Origin of the sequence: Klebsiella michiganensis (assembly GCF_002925905.1) — a bacterium.
Classification (GTDB): domain Bacteria; phylum Pseudomonadota; class Gammaproteobacteria; order Enterobacterales; family Enterobacteriaceae; genus Klebsiella; species Klebsiella michiganensis.
This window is the reverse complement of record NZ_PRDB01000001.1, coordinates 235,975-252,471: the sequence shown is the minus strand read 5'-3', so window position 1 is coordinate 252,471 and position 16,497 is coordinate 235,975. Positions and strand designations below refer to the sequence as shown.

Genomic DNA, 16,497 nt, shown 5'->3' with positions numbered 1-16,497 from the left:
TTCCCGGGGATCCACAAGCCAGCTGCCTGCCTGCAGCTCGAATTATTTAGGGTATGGCATTACCTTTGCCAGAAAGATCAGTAAACTACGATTTTTTCTGGCCCGAAACTGAAGAGTAACTTATGGCTGCAACCAAGCCGGCATTTAACCCTCCGGGGAAAAAGGGTGACATAATTTTCAGCGTGCTGGTAAAACTGGCGGCGCTGATTGTGCTATTGATGCTTGGCGGCATCATCGTCTCCCTTATCATCTCGTCCTGGCCAAGCATTGAGAAATTTGGCTTTGCCTTTCTGTGGACCAAAGAGTGGGATGCGCCGAACCAGATTTTCGGCGCCCTGGTACCCATTTACGGGACGCTGGTCACCTCATTTATCGCTCTGCTGATCGCCGTACCGGTGAGCTTCGGTATCGCGCTGTTCCTGACGGAACTGTCACCCGCCTGGCTGAAGCGCCCGCTGGGTATCGCTATTGAGCTGCTGGCTGCGATCCCCAGTATCGTTTACGGCATGTGGGGCCTGTTTATTTTCGCCCCGCTGTTTGCGACCTATTTTCAGGAGCCGGTTGGCAACGTTCTGTCGACCATTCCGTTCGTTGGCGCGCTCTTTGCGGGCCCGGCATTTGGTATCGGTATTCTGGCGGCGGGCGTGATTCTGGCCATCATGATCATTCCTTACATCGCGGCCGTTATGCGTGACGTCTTTGAACAGACGCCGGTGATGATGAAAGAGTCCGCCTACGGTATCGGCTGCACAACGTGGGAAGTTATCTGGCGTATCGTTCTGCCTTTCACCAAAAACGGCGTGATCGGCGGGGTAATGCTCGGTCTGGGGCGCGCGCTGGGGGAAACCATGGCGGTGACCTTTATTATCGGCAACACCTACCAGCTTGATAGCGCTTCGTTATATATGCCGGGCAACAGCATCACCTCCGCGCTGGCGAATGAGTTTGCCGAAGCGGAAACCGGACTGCACGTTGCCGCACTGATGGAGCTGGGCCTGATTCTGTTCGTTATCACCTTTATTGTTCTGGCCGCATCGAAGTTTATGATCATGCGCCTGGCTAAGAATGAGGGGGCTCGCTAATGGCGACGATTGAATTACAAACCACCGCGGAGCTGGCGGAATCCCGTCGCAAAATGCAGGCAAAACGCCGCATGAAAAACCGTCTCGCCCTGACGCTATCGATGGCGACCATGGCGTTTGGTCTGTTCTGGCTGATCTGGATCCTGATGTCCACCGTCACCCGCGGCATCGACGGCATGAGCCTGGCGCTGTTTACTGAAATGACGCCGCCGCCAAATACGGCGGGCGGTGGTCTGGCAAACGCCCTGGCGGGCAGCGGATTGCTGATCCTCTGGTCGACGGTTATCGGTACCCCGCTGGGGATTCTGGCGGGGATTTATCTGGCGGAATATGGCCGTAAATCCTTGTTGGCCGAAGTGATTCGTTTTATTAACGATATCCTGCTTTCCGCGCCGTCGATTGTCGTCGGTCTGTTTGTTTACACCATCGTCGTTGCGCAGATGCAGCACTTTTCCGGCTGGGCGGGCGTGATTGCGCTGGCGCTGCTGCAGGTGCCTATCGTTATTCGTACCACTGAAAACATGCTGAAGCTGGTACCGGACAGCCTGCGTGAGGCGGCATATGCGTTGGGTACGCCGAAGTGGCGCATGATCTCTGCGATCACCCTGAAAGCATCGGTATCGGGCATTATGACAGGTATTCTGCTGGCCATCGCCCGTATCGCCGGGGAAACGGCACCGCTGCTGTTTACCGCGCTCTCCAACCAGTTCTGGAGCACCGATATGATGCAGCCGATTGCGAACCTGCCGGTGACGATTTTCAAATTTGCCATGAGTCCCTTTGCGGAGTGGCAGCAACTGGCATGGGCCGGGGTCTTGATTATCACCCTGTGCGTATTGCTGCTGAACATTCTGGCGCGCGTTGTTTTCGCGAAGAATAAACACGGTTAATTTTTGCGGCGCGGCGAAACGCGGCGCCGAATGAGGAAAAGAACGAGATGAGTATGGTGAATGCGACCCCGGGTAAACTTTCAGTTCGTAACCTGAATTTCTACTACGGAAAATTCCATGCCCTGAAAAACATCAACCTGGATATTACCAAAAACCAGGTTACGGCGTTTATCGGGCCGTCAGGCTGCGGTAAATCCACGCTGCTGCGTACGTTCAACAAAATGTTTGAGCTGTACCCGGAGCAGCGTGCGGAAGGCGAAATTCTGCTCGATGGCGATAATATTCTGACCAACACCCAGGATATCGCCCTGCTGCGCGCCAAAGTGGGGATGGTGTTCCAGAAGCCGACGCCGTTCCCGATGTCGATTTATGACAACATCGCCTTTGGCGTGCGCCTGTTTGAGAAGCTTTCCCGCACGGATATGGATGAGCGCGTGCAGTGGGCATTGACCAAAGCCGCATTGTGGAATGAAACCAAAGATAAACTGCATCAGAGCGGATATTCTCTCTCCGGTGGCCAGCAGCAGCGTCTGTGCATCGCGCGCGGTATCGCTATTCGTCCGGAAGTTCTGCTGCTGGATGAGCCCTGCTCGGCGCTGGACCCGATCTCTACCGGGCGTATTGAAGAGCTGATCACTGAACTGAAACAGGATTACACCGTCGTTATCGTGACCCACAACATGCAGCAGGCCGCGCGTTGCTCCGACCATACGGCATTTATGTATCTTGGCGAGCTGATTGAATTCAGCAACACGGACGATCTGTTTACCAAGCCCGCTAAGAAGCAAACTGAAGATTATATTACTGGCCGCTACGGTTGATTGCCCTTCTGCTACCAGGCTCTAACCTATTGGGCAATCAGGAGATACTATGGATAACCTAAATCTTAACAAACATATTTCCGGCCAGTTCAATGCTGAACTGGAGTACATTCGCACCCAGGTCATGACCATGGGTGGGCTGGTGGAGCAGCAGCTTTCTGATGCGATCACCGCGATGCATAACCAGGACAGCGAACTGGCAAAGCGCGTTATTGACGGCGACAAGCAGGTCAATATGATGGAAGTGGCGATCGATGAGGCCTGCGTGCGCATCATCGCCAAGCGTCAGCCGACCGCCAGCGACCTGCGTCTGGTGATGGCGATTATTAAAACCATCGCCGAGCTGGAACGCATCGGCGACGTCGCGGATAAAATCTGCCGCACCGCGCTGGAAAAATTCTCCCAGCAGCATCAGCCGCTGCTGGTGAGCCTGGAATCGCTGGGGCGCCACACCGTGCAGATGCTGCATGATGTGCTGGACGCCTTTGCGCGTATGGACCTTGATGAAGCGGTGCGTATTTATCGCGAAGATAAGAAAGTCGACCAGGAATATGAAGGCATCGTGCGCCAGCTGATGACCTATATGATGGAAGATTCGCGCACCATTCCAAGCGTCCTGACCGCCCTGTTCTGCGCCCGCTCGATTGAGCGTATCGGCGACCGTTGTCAGAACATCTGCGAATATATTTTCTACTTCGTCAAAGGTCAGGATTTCCGTCACGTTGGCGGCGACGAGCTGGATAAACTGCTGGCAGGGAAAGATCCTAAAGAGTAATAAATCACAGAGACTAATTCTGATAAAGGATTTATCAGAATTAGTTATGATTAATGTTACTCCTGTTTTTAATTAACAAAATTGGTGCGATTGTCGTCACAAATAATAATTTCATAAATTGTGGTTTGATTTTAATAGCGTAACAATGCGGTACATTAATCGGGTGACTTGTTGCGGCAAGGCTCGAATAAAACTCTGGATTGTTACTGCGCAAGCAGGCAAAACCTGACATCACCGTTAACCTGGTGATGTCAGGTTTTTTTTTGCCAGATAATCCGCCATCAGCCGATGAAAGGGATTGTTACCGCAGCGCGGGCAAAACCTGAAGCAAGCCTCCTCTGTTTTCTGCAGGGGGATTGCTTCAGGTTTTTTTGATTTGATGTAAGGCTGTTTGTGGGTAAACCAGGATGGTATTAACCGAATAAATAATAGTGCTGGTTTTAATAACGTTATTTTTTCCTGAAGGGGAACACCTTTTCGGTAACGAGCTTTATTCGATAGAAAAATAAAAATACGCCTTCGCGTTAGTTGACATTTTATCGCGATATTCAGTTGCACCTGTTTTTATATAAAGGGAACTTATGTTTAAAATAAATCTGATTACCTCGGCCATACTTATTATGGCGCCGCTCGCTTATACAACCCATGCTATGGCGGAATCGCTAACCGTTGAACAGCGTCTTGAGCTTCTGGAGAAGGCGCTTAAGGATACGCAGAGCGAACTAAAAAAATATCAAGATGAAGAGAAGGCCAGAAATCGACTCTGGATTGCCAGTACGCAGCCTGGCGCACCTGAGCAGAGTGCGTCCGCGCAGGTTGTCAGCGCACCCGCACCGGCCGGCGGCGCTGCAAAACCGGCGGCGGTTCTGGTGAAAAACGAACAGCCCGCGGCTAACGGCGAGTCCATTTATAGTTCGATGACAATGAAGGATTTCAGCAAGTTTGTGAAGGATGAAATTGGTTTCAGCTATAACGGCTATTACCGTTCCGGCTGGGGGACCGCATCCCATGGTTCACCTAAGTCCTGGGCGATTGGCTCGCTGGGTCGCTTTGGTAATGAATATTCGGGCTGGTTTGATTTACAACTTAAGCAGCGGGTCTATCAGGAAGGCAATAAGCGGGTTGATGCGATCGTGATGCTTGACGGCAACGTCGGGCAGCAGTATTCCTCCGGCTGGTTTGGCGATAACGCTGGCGGCGAGAACTATATGCAGTTCTCTGATATGTACGTCAACACCAAAGGTTTCCTGCCATTCGCGCCGGAAGCGGATTTCTGGGTGGGTAAGCACGGTGCGCCGAAAATTGAAATCCAGATGCTGGACTGGAAAACGCAAAGAACCGATGCCGCAGCCGGCGTTGGCCTTGAAAACTGGAAGGTGGGCGCGGGTAAGTTTGATATTGCGCTGGTGCGCGAGGACGTTGATGACTACAACCGTACGTTGACCAAAAGCCAGCAAATTAACACCAATACTATTGATATTCGTTATAAAGAGATCCCGCTTTGGGATAAGGCGTCATTGATGGTCAGCGGCCGGTATGTCGCGGCAAATCAGAGTTCATCCGAGAAATATAATGAAGGTAATAATGGATATTATGAATGGAAAGATACCTGGATGGCGGGGACGTCGTTAACGCAGAAATTTGATAACGGCGGATTTAACGAATTTTCCTTCCTGCTGGCAAATAACTCCATCGCCAGCAGCTTCTCGCGCTATGCGGGATCCAGTCCGTATACCACATTCAACGGCAGATACTATGGCGATCATACCAACGGCACCGCCGTTCGCTTGACCTCGCAGGGGGAAACCTATTTGAGTGATGACATTATTATGGCGAACGCCATCGTTTACTCCTTTGGTAATGATGTCTACAGCTACGAGACCGGCGCGCACTCCGATTTTGAGTCTCTTCGCGCCGTCGTGCGCCCGGCCTGGATCTGGGATAAATATAATCAGACCGGCGTTGAATTGGGCTATTTCAAGCAGCAGAACAAAGATAGTACCGGCAAGAAATATAACGAATCCGGCTACAAAACTACCCTGTTCCATACCTTTAAAGTGAATACCAGTATGCTGACCTCCCGCCCGGAAATTCGTTTCTATGCGACTTATATTAAAGCGAAGGATATCGACCTGGATAAGGCGGCTAACAGCAATACCAGCAGCATTTTTGAAGATGGTAAGAACGATCAGTTTGCCGTTGGCGCTCAGGCTGAAATCTGGTGGTAAGGCTGGCAACGGTCAGGACAAAATTCTAAAGAGGAATAAAGATGAAACGACATGCTATTTACTTCGCTCTGGCGCTGGCGGGCGCGGCGTTTACCGCTCATGCCGCGCCGTTTCCGGTCACGCCGAGCGCGGCGATCCCGGTCAGCCAGTATATTACGCAGGTTAACGCCGATAAGAGTATCACCTTCCGCCTGTTTGCCCCGGATGCAAAACGGGTGTCCGTGGTAACGGGGGCAACGCCGGATACCTTTGTCTCGCATGATATGAGCAAAGATGAGCAGGGGGTCTGGACATGGAAAAGCGATGCGCTGGCACCCAATCTCTACGAATACTATTTTGATGTCGACGGATTCCGTTCCGTCGATACCGGTAGCCGCTATCAGAAGCCACAGCGTCAGGTGAATACCAGCCTGATCCTGGTACCCGGCAGCATTCTTGACGATCGCGCGGTCGCCCACGGCGAGCTACGAACCCTGACCTATCATTCAAAGGCGCTGAACGCTGAGCGTCGCGTCTACGTGTGGACGCCGCCAGGCTATACCGGTACCGGCGAACCGCTGCCGGTGCTCTATTTCTATCACGGTTTTGGCGACAGCGGACTGTCGGCCATCGACCAGGGCCGTATTCCGCAAATCATGGATAACCTGCTGGCGGAAGGCAAAATCAAGCCCATGCTGGTGGTGGTGCCGGATACCGAAACCGATATTCCTGACGCGATTGCGGAAAACTTCCCGCCGCAGGAGCGGCGTAAAACCTTCTATCCGCTGAATGCGAAAGCGGCTGATAAAGAGCTGATGAACGATATTATTCCGCTGATTGATGCGCGCTTTAACGTGCGTAAAGACGCGGACGGCCGGGCGCTTGCCGGGCTGTCGCAGGGCGGTTATCAGGCGCTGGTCTCCGGAATGAACCATCTGGAGAGCTTCGGCTGGCTGGCGACGTTCAGCGGCGTAACGACAACCACGGTACCGGATGCCGGCGTCGAGGCGCAGCTACACAACCCACAGGCGATCAACAAGCAGCTGCGTAACTTTACCGTCGTCGTGGGCGAGAAAGACGTGGTTACCGGCAAGGATATCGCCGGGCTGAAAGCGGAGCTGGAGAAGCAGAAAATCAACTTTGATTACCATGAGTATCCGGGCCTGAACCATGAAATGGACGTCTGGCGTCCCGCCTACGCCGAATTTGTACAGAAGTTGTTCAAATAGCATGAAGGAGCCAGTTCGCTGGCTCCTTATCTTCAATACCTTGAGGGAGACAATATGAAATTAATCGTGACGGAAGATTATGCCGAGATGAGCCTGGTCGCCAGCCATCACGTTCTGGGCTACATCACCGCGCCGCGCAGGGTGAACCTGGCGGTAACGGCAGGCAGTACGCCGAAGAAAATGTATGAACATCTGACGGCCGCGGTTAAAGGTAAATCGTTCTATTCTCAGGTCCATTATTACAACTTTGACGAGATTCCGTTCCGCGGACAGGATCGTGAAGGCGTGACCATTTCCAATCTGCGCAGCCTGTTTTTCACCCCCGCGCAAATCTCTGAAGAGAATATCCACCCGCTCAGCCATGAAAACTTCAGGCATCACGACCAGCGGTTACAGGACGAAGGGGGCCTCGATCTGATAGTGATGGGCCTCGGCGCTGACGGCCATTTTTGCGGTAATTTGCCGAATACCACGCGCTTCCACGATGCGACGGTGGAAGTCTCTATCGTCGGCGATATGGTGGATCTTGTCGCTCACGGCGAGATGGACGGCGACTTCTCTGCGGTGCCGGATAGCTACGTCACGATGGGGCCAAAAAGCGTCATGGCGGCGAAAAACCTGCTGCTGATCGTCAGCGGCGCGGCAAAAGCGCAGGCGCTAAGGCAGGTGATTGAAGGCGAAGTCAGCGAGCGGGTTCCGGCTTCGGTGCTGAAATTACATCCTTCCCTGGTGATTGTGGCTGATAAAGCGGCGGCTGCGGAGTTGAGTCAACCGTAATCCACTTTCAGCGTAGCGCAGGCGGGACGCGCCCTGATAGCGCTACGCACCAGGTTTATCGCGTTATATTCCAGCCGCGCGCCTGCCATAACTCAGGTAGCTCTTCGAGGCGGGTAAACGTCGTCACCTTCGGATGTTCGATCGGCTTATTATGCGGATCGGCGCAGAAGTAGAACACTTCCATGCCGGCGGCGATCCCCGACTGCGCGCCTGCGCTGGAGTCGTCGACAAGAATGCAGTTCTCGACGTTAACGTTCATCGCTTTTGCGGCATGCAGCATCAGGGCCGGATCGGGCTTCCAGCGCTGGATATCGTAGCCGCTGTACAGACGCTCCGGGAAATGGTGCAGCATTGCGGTTTTACCGAGAGAGTGCTGCATTTTGCTCACCGGGCCGTTGGAGACCACGCACATCGGCACGCTGACCGCGTCCAGCAGCGCCTGTGCGCCAGAAATGACTTCCAGTTCAGTATCAAACAGGCGCGCGACTTCATCGCGGTACACCGGCTCAAGGGTCGCCTTATCCAGATTAACGCCGTACTCCGCGTTAATGGTGTCGATAATCTCGTACAGCTTGACGCCTTTGAAGCGCTTAAAAATCTCGTCTAAATCCAGCGTAATGCCGAATTCCCTGAACATGTGAACGTAGGCGCGGGAGCAGATCACCTCGCTGTCGACCAGCGTGCCGTCACAGTCGAAAAATACTGCTTCTGGTTGGGTCATGTCGTTTCCATTTTAATAAGTTAACGTTTTCGTCTTGCTGATTAGTGAGACGCAATCGTTGCCGTATAAGCAAAATCGATGAAAAAAAGTATCTCACAACCGCCCTTATTGTCGCATTTTGGTATAGGATAGCGACGAATTTTCCCTCCTTTGTTCGGAAACCGATAATGAGTCAACAACAAACCAGCCAGTCATCTGGCCCGGGTCTGCTGGAGCGCGTGTTCAAACTACGTGAACACGGCACGACGGCACGCACCGAAGCGATTGCAGGTTTCACCACTTTTCTGACAATGGTGTACATCGTTTTTGTTAACCCACAGATCCTCGGCGTGGCGGGTATGGATACCAGCGCCGTGTTCGTCACAACCTGTCTGATCGCCGCGTTCGGCAGCATCATGATGGGCCTGTTCGCTAACCTTCCGGTGGCCCTGGCGCCGGCGATGGGACTGAACGCCTTCTTTGCGTTTGTCGTGGTACAGGCAATGGGCCTGCCGTGGCAGGTCGGGATGGGCGCGATTTTCTGGGGGGCGGTTGGCCTGCTGCTGTTGACGATTTTCCGCGTACGCTACTGGATGATCGCCAATATCCCGGTTAGCCTGCGTATCGGTATCACCAGCGGTATTGGCCTGTTCATCGGTATGATGGGCCTGAAGAACGCCGGCGTGATCGTCGCCAACCCGGAAACCCTGGTGAGCATCGGCAACCTGACGTCCCACAGCGTACTGCTGGGCATTCTTGGCTTCTTTATTATTGCGATTCTGGCTTCCCGCAACATCCACGCCGCGGTGCTGGTTTCTATCGTGGTTACCACGCTGCTGGGCTGGCTGCTGGGCGACGTTCACTACACCGGAATCGTATCCATGCCGCCGAGCGTCACGACGGTCATTGGGCATGTTGACCTGGCAGGCTCGCTGAATCTCGGCCTGGCGGGCGTGATCTTCTCGTTTATGCTGGTGAACCTGTTCGACTCCTCCGGTACCCTGATCGGCGTGACCGATAAAGCTGGTCTGGCCGATGCGCAGGGCAAGTTCCCGCGGATGAAGCAGGCGCTGTTTGTCGATAGCGTCTCGTCCGTTGCGGGCTCCTTTATCGGCACCTCTTCCGTAACCGCCTATATTGAATCTTCCTCGGGCGTTTCCGTAGGCGGACGTACCGGCTTAACCGCCGTGGTCGTTGGTCTCTTGTTCCTGCTGGTGATCTTCCTGTCGCCGCTGGCGGGTATGGTCCCGGCCTATGCCGCAGCCGGCGCTCTGATTTACGTTGGCGTCCTGATGACCTCCAGCCTGGCGCGCGTGAAGTGGGATGATTTAACCGAATCAGTGCCGGCGTTTATTACCGCCGTGATGATGCCGTTTAGCTTCTCCATTACGGAAGGTATTGCCTTAGGCTTTATCTCTTACTGCGTAATGAAGATCGGTACCGGTCGACTGCGCGATCTCAGCCCATGCGTGATTGTGGTTTCGCTGCTGTTTGTGCTGAAGATTGTGTTTATCGACGCGCATTAATACCCGCGCCGTCACACTCAGCCGTTCTGGCGAGTGTGACGGCGTCTATCAGGCTTTAACTCGCTGAATATACTCGGCAAAAGCGCTAAGCTGTCCGCTCAGATGGTCGAGCGTGCTCTGATCGACGACTTTCCCCTCCTGCGGATCCACTTTGTTCTGAATCACGCCGCCCATAAATTCGGGCTTATTCATCACCATGGCGTCGAGGAATACCAGAATCTGACGCAGGTGATACTGACAGCGCGCACCGCCAATAGCCCCCATCGAACTGGTTTGAATCAGTACCGGCTTACCGGCCAGCGGCTGTTCCGGCAGGCGCGACAGCCAGTCGATGGCGTTTTTCAGGCCGCCGGGCACCGAGTAGTTGTATTCCGGCGTAACGATAACCACGCCATCAGCCTCGCGAATTTGCTGAGCGATATCCTGAACGCTTTGTGGGAATCCCTCTTCCTGCTGGACGTCGGCATCATAGAGAGGAATATCGCCAATGGACGGTAACGCGGAAACCGCCATTCCTGCGGGCGCGATGCCGGGGAGGGTACGCGCGACCATGGCATTAAAAGAGCCTTTGCGCAGACTTCCGAGTAACGTAACAACTTTCAACGTATCAGACATGATTGCTCCTTTGCATCATGATGGCCGGGTTATCCGGTCAGTTGAGGGAGAAGGCTTTTTCTACCGGTAAATGAGTGAAACGCATCAGCCGGGCGGACGGCTCTTTGGCGCGAGCCTGCGCGTCGGGCAGGCTGCGCCAGCCCTCTTTACCATTATATTCCCAGACTTTCAGCTGGCCGATATCCGGACTGGCGGCGATGGACCAGACCAGCACCGTTTCGGCATCGCACACCGCTTCGATTGACTGCGTCCCGCTTGTCCGTAATCGTCCGGAGCCCGGAAGAAGCTGGAGGTTAACGGCGTTTTCACCGGTCAGTTTCATGACGCTTTTGCGGAGTGCGTCAAGCTGAGCGCGCGCTTCATCAGGATCGTGCTGGTTGCTAATCCATACCCGCTCATTACTGTTAAAGACGTAGCGGTCGGCGTCGGGCGAGGCATGTAAACTGCGGGAGGCGTGCGGTAATTCCATATCCAGGCCGCAATCACCTTCGGTGGATAACGCGACGCCGACAATATTCCCGGCATAGGAGATGGAAAAACGCGGGAGATTTTCGTCGCGGAAAGCGGGTTTTCCATTCTCTTCGTCAATAATTTCAGGAAGTTCGCTGATGCCGTACAGCATAAAGAGGAGTTCTGCGAGGAGTGACCGTGATGCGCGATAGCGGCTTTGTCGGTACTCAGGCAGGCGGCTGGCGGATTGATGACAGGCCGCTGACAGGCGTGTTGATAGCGGTTCCCGGGTGTTGAGTATCCCTCTTGCAAAATGCGTTGCCATTCGTCGCTCCGTGATTAATGGTCAATGATAGAAATTGCGAATTATATTATCGCTCAGAATTGCCAGGTTTTAATGCGGAAATCACCCCTTGCGCAATAAAATGCATAAATTTTACAATTTATTGCGCAAGACGGGCTAATCCAACGCTAGAGCGGTTCAGTATAGAGCTGCCTGAGCGTTTCTCGCAGCCAGACGATCTTCGGATTGTAGCTGTTGCGCTTATGCCACAGGAGGGTGAAGGGGACGCGTATTTTCTCCAGCAGGGACGGCTCCAGAGGCAACGGGAGTGAAACCAGCGGCAGATGGTGCTGTTGATTGTAACGCTGGCAATAGCGCGGGGCGGTGGCCAACATCGTATTATGAGGCTGGGCCGCCATAAACAGCGACTGCTCAAAACCCGGAACGGTCAACGCTACGGTGCGTTTATGCCCCAGATCGTGCAGAACATCATCCAGCGCCCAGGTATCGCTTTGTTCCCAACAGATATTGATATGCGGATAACGCAGGAAAGTTTCCAGATTCCACTCCTCGTTCAGCGCGGGATGATCGGCGCGCAGCCATACCTGCGGGAGATCGGTAAACAGGATTTCAAAATCGATATACCAGGGCAGCAGGCTGAGCTGTTCACGGGAGCGAGGATGGGTTTCCCGGCCGCAAAAACCGATGTCGACTTCACCGCGAATAATCGCATCCAGCGAATCATAATCCCAGTTACGCAGGCGGATCAGCGCCTGCGGATAGCGCTGGTAGATCCGCTGTGAAAGCGTATTCAGCAGGATCATCAGCAGCGGCGACTCTGCCGCCAGCTCAAACTTTAACCCGCTCGGCATGGTGTGATGAGGCTTATCGAGGATCTGATTACCCATCTGCATCCAGTCCGCCAGATCCTGCTCCATACTGCTCATCAGCGGCGTGGGTGACAGTCCCAGAGGCGTTTTGACAAACAGCGGATCGTCAAACCAGGCGCGCAGCTTGGCCAGCGATTTACTCACTGCCGACGGCGAAACGTTCATCCGTTTCGCCGTGCGGGTGACGCTGAGCTCCTGGGTTAAGAGCTGCAGGCACAGCAGCAGGTTAAGATCGAGACTCGACAGGGGTTTCTTCATAGCGTTGCGCGGCCCGCGCCGGAGAGGTGACCATAATCAGAACAATGCTCACTATGCTACAGGCAATAAGTATCCCGATCAGCATATTCATCGCGCTGAGTCCGATGATAGCCGCCAGCCAAATCCACAGTGAAGAGCCGCAGACCTGAGCAATTCCCAAAACAGAACTCGCCACGCCGGCGCGCAGGGTGAATGGCCCAAGGGCCTGACTCATTGCTACGCCAAAGCCGGCGGAGAACCCGGCGCAAATCAGCCCCAGACCCAGCATCGTCATCGTCTGGCTGGTGGAGAGGCTCAGCATCACGCCGGCGATAAAGAACAGCACCTGCGAGGTCAGCATCAGGGTGCGGGGCTTAAATAGCGTCAAAGCGAACGGCGTTGAGAACGACACCACCATGCTAACAAGCGCCATTAGCGCCATCGCCATGGAATAGGTGCCGCGATCGAAGCCCATCACTTCCATCATGATCACCGGGGAGACGTTAACGTAAGTCAGGATAGCCGTCACGCTCAGGGTGGTTATGATAATTCGGCTGAGAAAAAAGCGGTTAAGCAGCGACTCGGGGACATTATTTTGCTGCAACGCCGCATGTGGCGCGGCTGTGGGACGCGTTTCCCGCAAGATAAAGACCGAGAGCAGTCCCACCAGAACGCCCATGCCGGCCATGGTATAGAACAGGCTCTGCCACGGGTATTTCAGCATAATCAGGTGGCCGAGTACCGGCGCCAGTACCGGAATAATGCAGGTGATACCGTTAAGGAGGGAAAGCACCTTCGCCCGGCGGCGATCGTCGAGGGTATCGCGCAGCACCGCAAAGGCGACGACGTAGCAGCTGCCCGCGCCGATCCCCTGAATAAAACGCCCAGCCAGGAAGTGGGCGCTGACCTGCGCCTGCGAGCAGAGAAGGGAGGCCAGTATGAAGACAACGGCACCGAAAATCGCCACCGGCTTGCGCCCTGATTTATCGGCGATACGACCCGCAAACAGCATCGCCGCGGCCATTCCTGCCAGATAAACTGAAAAGGCGATATGCAGCTGCGCTTCACTGGCCCCCAGATCCTGCGCAATGCGCGGCAGACCGACCAGATACATATCGATGCCGGATGGATAAAGCAGAACCAGCGCAAAACTGCAGATAAGAAAGCGTGCCATAGAACCCCTCGCATTAGAATGCGGTACAGAATAGTGGGGTTCGTGCGGGAGTACGAGTTGCCATTTGGACAACAACGATTTCCTGGGAGGAAAAACGGTTGAAAGATGTGCAGCGATAATTTAATTATTTGTTTTTATATCGCTTTTTGATATTTCCAATCAAGCGATCGCGTCCCGCATTATTTCCAGATCTTGGCCATACCTTCACTTTCTGGCCTGACGCTGGAAAACCCAAATTTGGCGTACAGTTCGGGAACATCCGCCACCAACGAGACGTATGCCCCTTTAACCGCGTTTTCATCCAGCCAGGAGACGATTTTCTGCATGATCTGGCGACCGAGACCTTTTCCCTGATGGGCCGGGTCCACGGCGACGTCGACGATTTCAAAGTTCAGCGCGCCGTCGCCGACGATGCGTCCCATACCAACGGGCACGCCCGCATAGAGGATATGCACGCCGTAGCAGCTACGCGGCAGACCCGCGCGGGCGCCTTCCAGCGGGCGCGGCGACATACCTGATATGACGCGCAGGCGACAAAAATCTTCCGCCGAAGGGACGGTATCAATAAACGTGTAATCAGCCATCATTGTCGTATCCGGTAAGTGGGAGTACCGATAAGGGTAATAGACAAAGCGATACGCCGTGAAGACGCTAAAGGAAAATAATTAACCCGCTTTAACAGGACGTTAAGGCGAGTGAGTACGCTTTATTTAATCTCATTCCTGATGTCCTGCTGATAGGGTGTGTTTTTTCCGCAACTATCTGTTTATGCCCATCATACTTCAAGTTGCATGTGCGTTGGCTTTGTTACTCGGCCTAAGACCTCGCCCCTACGGGAACAGCGCAAGCGCTGTTCAAGACACAAGTACCTACCGTCATATGGCATACGAGTAGTGACTCCCCGAGTGTTATGAACCCCTGCTTTGGAGGCTCGTATAATATTTTTTTTGCATTTATCCTGACCCCATAAATAGGCGATGGTTGAGAGCCGCCTGCATTCAACTTTTTATTTAAAGAGCAGCCATGATCGATGCTGGAATCTCGACGCTCGGCTGTATAAAAAGGCAATGTTGTGAAGCGTTATTTTGTAGTGCGTTAAGAGAAAGCGAGCAAGTACCTGAACATATTAGAACTGGGATAACCAGGGGGGGGTTAAAATGATAGTTGAGTGATTTTATGTATCTTGTTGTTTTTTAATAAATGTTTTAGTGGTTTTGATGTTTTTTTCGGGGTGTTGAGCGAAGTCCAATAATGGATGAAATATTCTGTTGAGATGGTTGGGGGTTCTATTTCATAATCTTTTGCAGATTAATATTACATAAGGAAGTTGGCGTGTAAGCATTAGGGTGCTGATTGAAATGCGCCATGGGCTTTCTTTTTCAATATTTTACTCCGCTGTTTGTCATCTTAAATAATGTGTTTAGGGGTCATTCTTCCCTGAATGAACCGTTGTATGGTTCTATTTTAAAAGAATGAATGAGTAATGATTATATTTTTATTAAGGATTAAATAATGAAAAAGCAATTTGTAATGACTGCTGTGGCAGCATTGTTCAGCGTAGGGATGGGTGTGGCTCATGCGGTTGATGGAACGATCAACTTCGTCGGTACCGTTACTGCCGACAGTTGCACCGTGGATATCAACGATCAGACAAACCCAACCCTGAACCTGGGTACCGTGAACACGGTTGATCTGGCGAAAGCTGGCGACACCGGTCCGGCAACGAACTTTACGCTGGATCTCACCGCTTGCCCGAATACGGTTACCGCAGCAAGCGTGACTTTTACTGGCAATGCCGATGGCTCTATGAACACGGCGTTCAAAAATGAGTCCAGCGACAGCGGCGCGGCTACTAATGTTGGCGTTCAGCTGTACGACGCATCTGCAGCCAAAGTCAGCCCGTCTTCTGCTGTCGACGTTAGCTCTTTCCTGACGGCGGACGCTACCACTACCGAAGCACATATTCCATTCACCGCTCGTATGGTTGCTGTGGCTGATACCGCAACTGCCGGTACGCTGGTTTCTCACGCTGACTACACCATCAGCTACCAGTAACCCTCCGTATCAGGGAGAACGCCAGGGCACGGAGGCCCTTGTTTTCAAACGATTAGGAAAGAGGATGCAACGGTTCATGAGAAAGTCAGTTATTTACGGTCTGCTGGCGGCTGCGATGTGCGCCGTAACATCTGCGCACGCAGGGGTCGTTATCGGCGGTACGAGACTGGTTTATCACGGCGGCGATAAGGAAGCGTCCATTCAGGTGATGAACAGCGCTAACGGTCAGATTCCCTACCTTATTCAAAGTTTTGTCGATGACAAAGGCCCGAAAGGAGATCGTCCCGGTACCACCGGTTCGCTGCCCTTTACCGTTACGCCACCGCTGTTTCGACTGGATGCTGGTTCAGAAAATACGATTCGCGTTGTCAGAACAGGGGGGAATTTCCCGGCAGATCGGGAAAGCGTTTACTGGCTGGATGTGAAGGCGATACCGGCAAACAATCCGGCGGATAAGGGCAAGAACGTGCTGCGCTTTTCGCTGAAAAACCGAATCAAACTTTTTTATCGTCCCAAAGGCGTTGCCGATCCCACCAGTGAGGCAATGGAGGCGATCGGTTTTCACAGGACGGGCAACAAGCTGACCGTCACCAATCCAACCCCCTGGTATCTGAGCTTCTTTAAGCTGAACGTCGGTGACAAAGTGGTCGATACGGCGTTTACCATGGTCGCGCCGCACGGTTCGACTGATTACACCATTCCGGCAGGGGCAGGCGGGAAAATCACCTGGCAATATATCAATGATTATGGCGCAGGATCGTTGGTTCTGGACGGGAAAGGGTAATC

General features: G+C 53.3%; 16 protein-coding genes. 10 read left to right on the top strand and 6 right to left on the bottom strand.

Translation table 11 applies throughout. The annotated features are described in order from the left end of the window. Window positions 1–122: 122 nt before the first annotated feature. The 7 genes from pstC to CDA56_RS01220 all read left to right on the top strand — a co-directional run bounded on the left by pstC (window position 123) and on the right by CDA56_RS01220 (window position 7,781). Window positions 123–1,082, top strand: a complete 960-nt coding sequence (gene pstC, locus CDA56_RS01250) for a phosphate ABC transporter permease PstC (protein WP_004107261.1) — start codon at window positions 123–125, stop codon at window positions 1,080–1,082. Next, window positions 1,082–1,972 (top strand): phosphate ABC transporter permease PstA, encoded by an 891-nt coding sequence (gene pstA, locus CDA56_RS01245; protein WP_004855748.1) that lies wholly within the window; start codon window positions 1,082–1,084, stop codon window positions 1,970–1,972. The genes pstC and pstA overlap by 1 nt, the downstream gene beginning before the upstream one ends. Window positions 1,973–2,019: 47 nt before the next feature. Further along, window positions 2,020–2,793, top strand: coding sequence for a phosphate ABC transporter ATP-binding protein PstB (gene pstB / locus CDA56_RS01240; protein WP_004855746.1), 774 nt, complete (start codon window positions 2,020–2,022; stop codon window positions 2,791–2,793). A 49-nt stretch (window positions 2,794–2,842) separates the two neighbouring features. Then, window positions 2,843–3,568 carry a phosphate signaling complex protein PhoU gene (phoU, locus tag CDA56_RS01235; RefSeq protein ID WP_004107251.1) on the top strand — a complete coding sequence of 242 codons (726 nt, stop codon included), beginning with the start codon at window positions 2,843–2,845 and terminating at the stop codon, window positions 3,566–3,568. A 581-nt stretch (window positions 3,569–4,149) separates the two neighbouring features. Then, the gene (locus CDA56_RS01230) at window positions 4,150–5,796 is read left to right on the top strand and encodes a carbohydrate porin (protein ID WP_102803552.1); all 1,647 of its coding nucleotides are present in this window, start codon (window positions 4,150–4,152) and stop codon (window positions 5,794–5,796) included. 41 nt (window positions 5,797–5,837) lie between these two features. Next, window positions 5,838–7,004 carry an alpha/beta hydrolase-fold protein gene (locus CDA56_RS01225; RefSeq protein ID WP_102803551.1) on the top strand — a complete coding sequence of 389 codons (1,167 nt, stop codon included), beginning with the start codon at window positions 5,838–5,840 and terminating at the stop codon, window positions 7,002–7,004. 54 nt (window positions 7,005–7,058) lie between these two features. Next, entirely contained in the window at window positions 7,059–7,781 is a 723-nt protein-coding gene (locus tag CDA56_RS01220; protein WP_025107547.1) for a glucosamine-6-phosphate deaminase, read from the top strand. A 55-nt stretch (window positions 7,782–7,836) separates the two neighbouring features. On the opposite strand, the gene yieH is transcribed toward CDA56_RS01220, so the two are convergent. Then, window positions 7,837–8,502: a 6-phosphogluconate phosphatase gene (yieH, locus tag CDA56_RS01215; protein ID WP_032718760.1), complete on the bottom strand. Its 666-nt coding sequence runs from the start codon at window positions 8,500–8,502 to the stop codon at window positions 7,837–7,839. A gap of 167 nt (window positions 8,503–8,669) precedes the next feature. Here yieH and adeP point away from each other — a divergent pair, with 167 nt between their 5' ends. Next, a complete protein-coding gene (adeP, locus tag CDA56_RS01205; RefSeq protein WP_014839859.1) occupies window positions 8,670–10,007 on the top strand; it encodes an adenine permease AdeP in 1,338 nt (445 codons plus the stop codon). Window positions 10,008–10,055: 48 nt separating this feature from the next. Here the strand turns inward: adeP and CDA56_RS01200 are convergent, their stop codons facing one another. The 5 genes from CDA56_RS01200 to CDA56_RS01180 form a co-directional block, all read right to left on the bottom strand. Further along, window positions 10,056–10,622, bottom strand: coding sequence for an NADPH-dependent FMN reductase (locus tag CDA56_RS01200; RefSeq protein WP_004855733.1), 567 nt, complete (start codon window positions 10,620–10,622; stop codon window positions 10,056–10,058). Window positions 10,623–10,659: 37 nt separating this feature from the next. After that, the gene (locus CDA56_RS01195; RefSeq protein ID WP_014227339.1) at window positions 10,660–11,397 is read right to left on the bottom strand and encodes a 4'-phosphopantetheinyl transferase family protein; all 738 of its coding nucleotides are present in this window, start codon (window positions 11,395–11,397) and stop codon (window positions 10,660–10,662) included. Window positions 11,398–11,543: 146 nt separating this feature from the next. Then, window positions 11,544–12,503, bottom strand: coding sequence for an HTH-type transcriptional regulator YidZ (gene yidZ / locus CDA56_RS01190; protein WP_103815116.1), 960 nt, complete (start codon window positions 12,501–12,503; stop codon window positions 11,544–11,546). Next, window positions 12,472–13,656: an MFS transporter gene (locus CDA56_RS01185; RefSeq protein ID WP_102803548.1), complete on the bottom strand. Its 1,185-nt coding sequence runs from the start codon at window positions 13,654–13,656 to the stop codon at window positions 12,472–12,474. Before CDA56_RS01185 ends, yidZ begins: the two co-directional genes overlap by 32 nt. Before the next feature lie 179 nt (window positions 13,657–13,835). Further along, window positions 13,836–14,243: a GNAT family N-acetyltransferase gene (locus CDA56_RS01180; protein WP_014227336.1), complete on the bottom strand. Its 408-nt coding sequence runs from the start codon at window positions 14,241–14,243 to the stop codon at window positions 13,836–13,838. A 925-nt stretch (window positions 14,244–15,168) separates the two neighbouring features. Between CDA56_RS01180 and CDA56_RS01175 the strand changes: the two genes are divergently transcribed. Together CDA56_RS01175 and CDA56_RS01170 are read left to right on the top strand one after the other, a co-directional pair. Continuing rightward, a complete protein-coding gene (locus tag CDA56_RS01175) occupies window positions 15,169–15,711 on the top strand; it encodes a fimbrial protein (RefSeq protein ID WP_025107553.1) in 543 nt (180 codons plus the stop codon). Window positions 15,712–15,787: 76 nt separating this feature from the next. Further along, entirely contained in the window at window positions 15,788–16,495 is a 708-nt protein-coding gene (locus CDA56_RS01170; RefSeq protein ID WP_032751796.1) for a fimbrial biogenesis chaperone, read from the top strand. The last annotated feature ends 2 nt before the right edge of the window (window positions 16,496–16,497 follow it).

What these genes read in the sequence shown, in the direction of transcription:
- CDA56_RS01185 (WP_102803548.1), bottom strand. Translation starts at nt 13,656, where the DNA reads ATGGCACGCTTTCTTATCTGCAGTTTTGCGCTGGTTCTGCTTTATCCA.
- yidZ (WP_103815116.1), bottom strand. Translation starts at nt 12,503, where the DNA reads ATGAAGAAACCCCTGTCGAGTCTCGATCTTAACCTGCTGCTGTGCCTG.
- CDA56_RS01180 (WP_014227336.1), bottom strand. Translation starts at nt 14,243, where the DNA reads ATGATGGCTGATTACACGTTTATTGATACCGTCCCTTCGGCGGAAGAT.
- phoU (WP_004107251.1), top strand. Translation starts at nt 2,843, where the DNA reads ATGGATAACCTAAATCTTAACAAACATATTTCCGGCCAGTTCAATGCT.
- pstA (WP_004855748.1), top strand. Translation starts at nt 1,082, where the DNA reads ATGGCGACGATTGAATTACAAACCACCGCGGAGCTGGCGGAATCCCGT.
- pstB (WP_004855746.1), top strand. Translation starts at nt 2,020, where the DNA reads ATGAGTATGGTGAATGCGACCCCGGGTAAACTTTCAGTTCGTAACCTG.
- CDA56_RS01225 (WP_102803551.1), top strand. Translation starts at nt 5,838, where the DNA reads ATGAAACGACATGCTATTTACTTCGCTCTGGCGCTGGCGGGCGCGGCG.
- CDA56_RS01195 (WP_014227339.1), bottom strand. Translation starts at nt 11,397, where the DNA reads ATGGCAACGCATTTTGCAAGAGGGATACTCAACACCCGGGAACCGCTA.
- CDA56_RS01200 (WP_004855733.1), bottom strand. Translation starts at nt 10,622, where the DNA reads ATGTCTGATACGTTGAAAGTTGTTACGTTACTCGGAAGTCTGCGCAAA.
- pstC (WP_004107261.1), top strand. Translation starts at nt 123, where the DNA reads ATGGCTGCAACCAAGCCGGCATTTAACCCTCCGGGGAAAAAGGGTGAC.
- CDA56_RS01220 (WP_025107547.1), top strand. Translation starts at nt 7,059, where the DNA reads ATGAAATTAATCGTGACGGAAGATTATGCCGAGATGAGCCTGGTCGCC.
- adeP (WP_014839859.1), top strand. Translation starts at nt 8,670, where the DNA reads ATGAGTCAACAACAAACCAGCCAGTCATCTGGCCCGGGTCTGCTGGAG.
- CDA56_RS01175 (WP_025107553.1), top strand. Translation starts at nt 15,169, where the DNA reads ATGAAAAAGCAATTTGTAATGACTGCTGTGGCAGCATTGTTCAGCGTA.
- yieH (WP_032718760.1), bottom strand. Translation starts at nt 8,502, where the DNA reads ATGACCCAACCAGAAGCAGTATTTTTCGACTGTGACGGCACGCTGGTC.
- CDA56_RS01170 (WP_032751796.1), top strand. Translation starts at nt 15,788, where the DNA reads ATGAGAAAGTCAGTTATTTACGGTCTGCTGGCGGCTGCGATGTGCGCC.
- CDA56_RS01230 (WP_102803552.1), top strand. Translation starts at nt 4,150, where the DNA reads ATGTTTAAAATAAATCTGATTACCTCGGCCATACTTATTATGGCGCCG.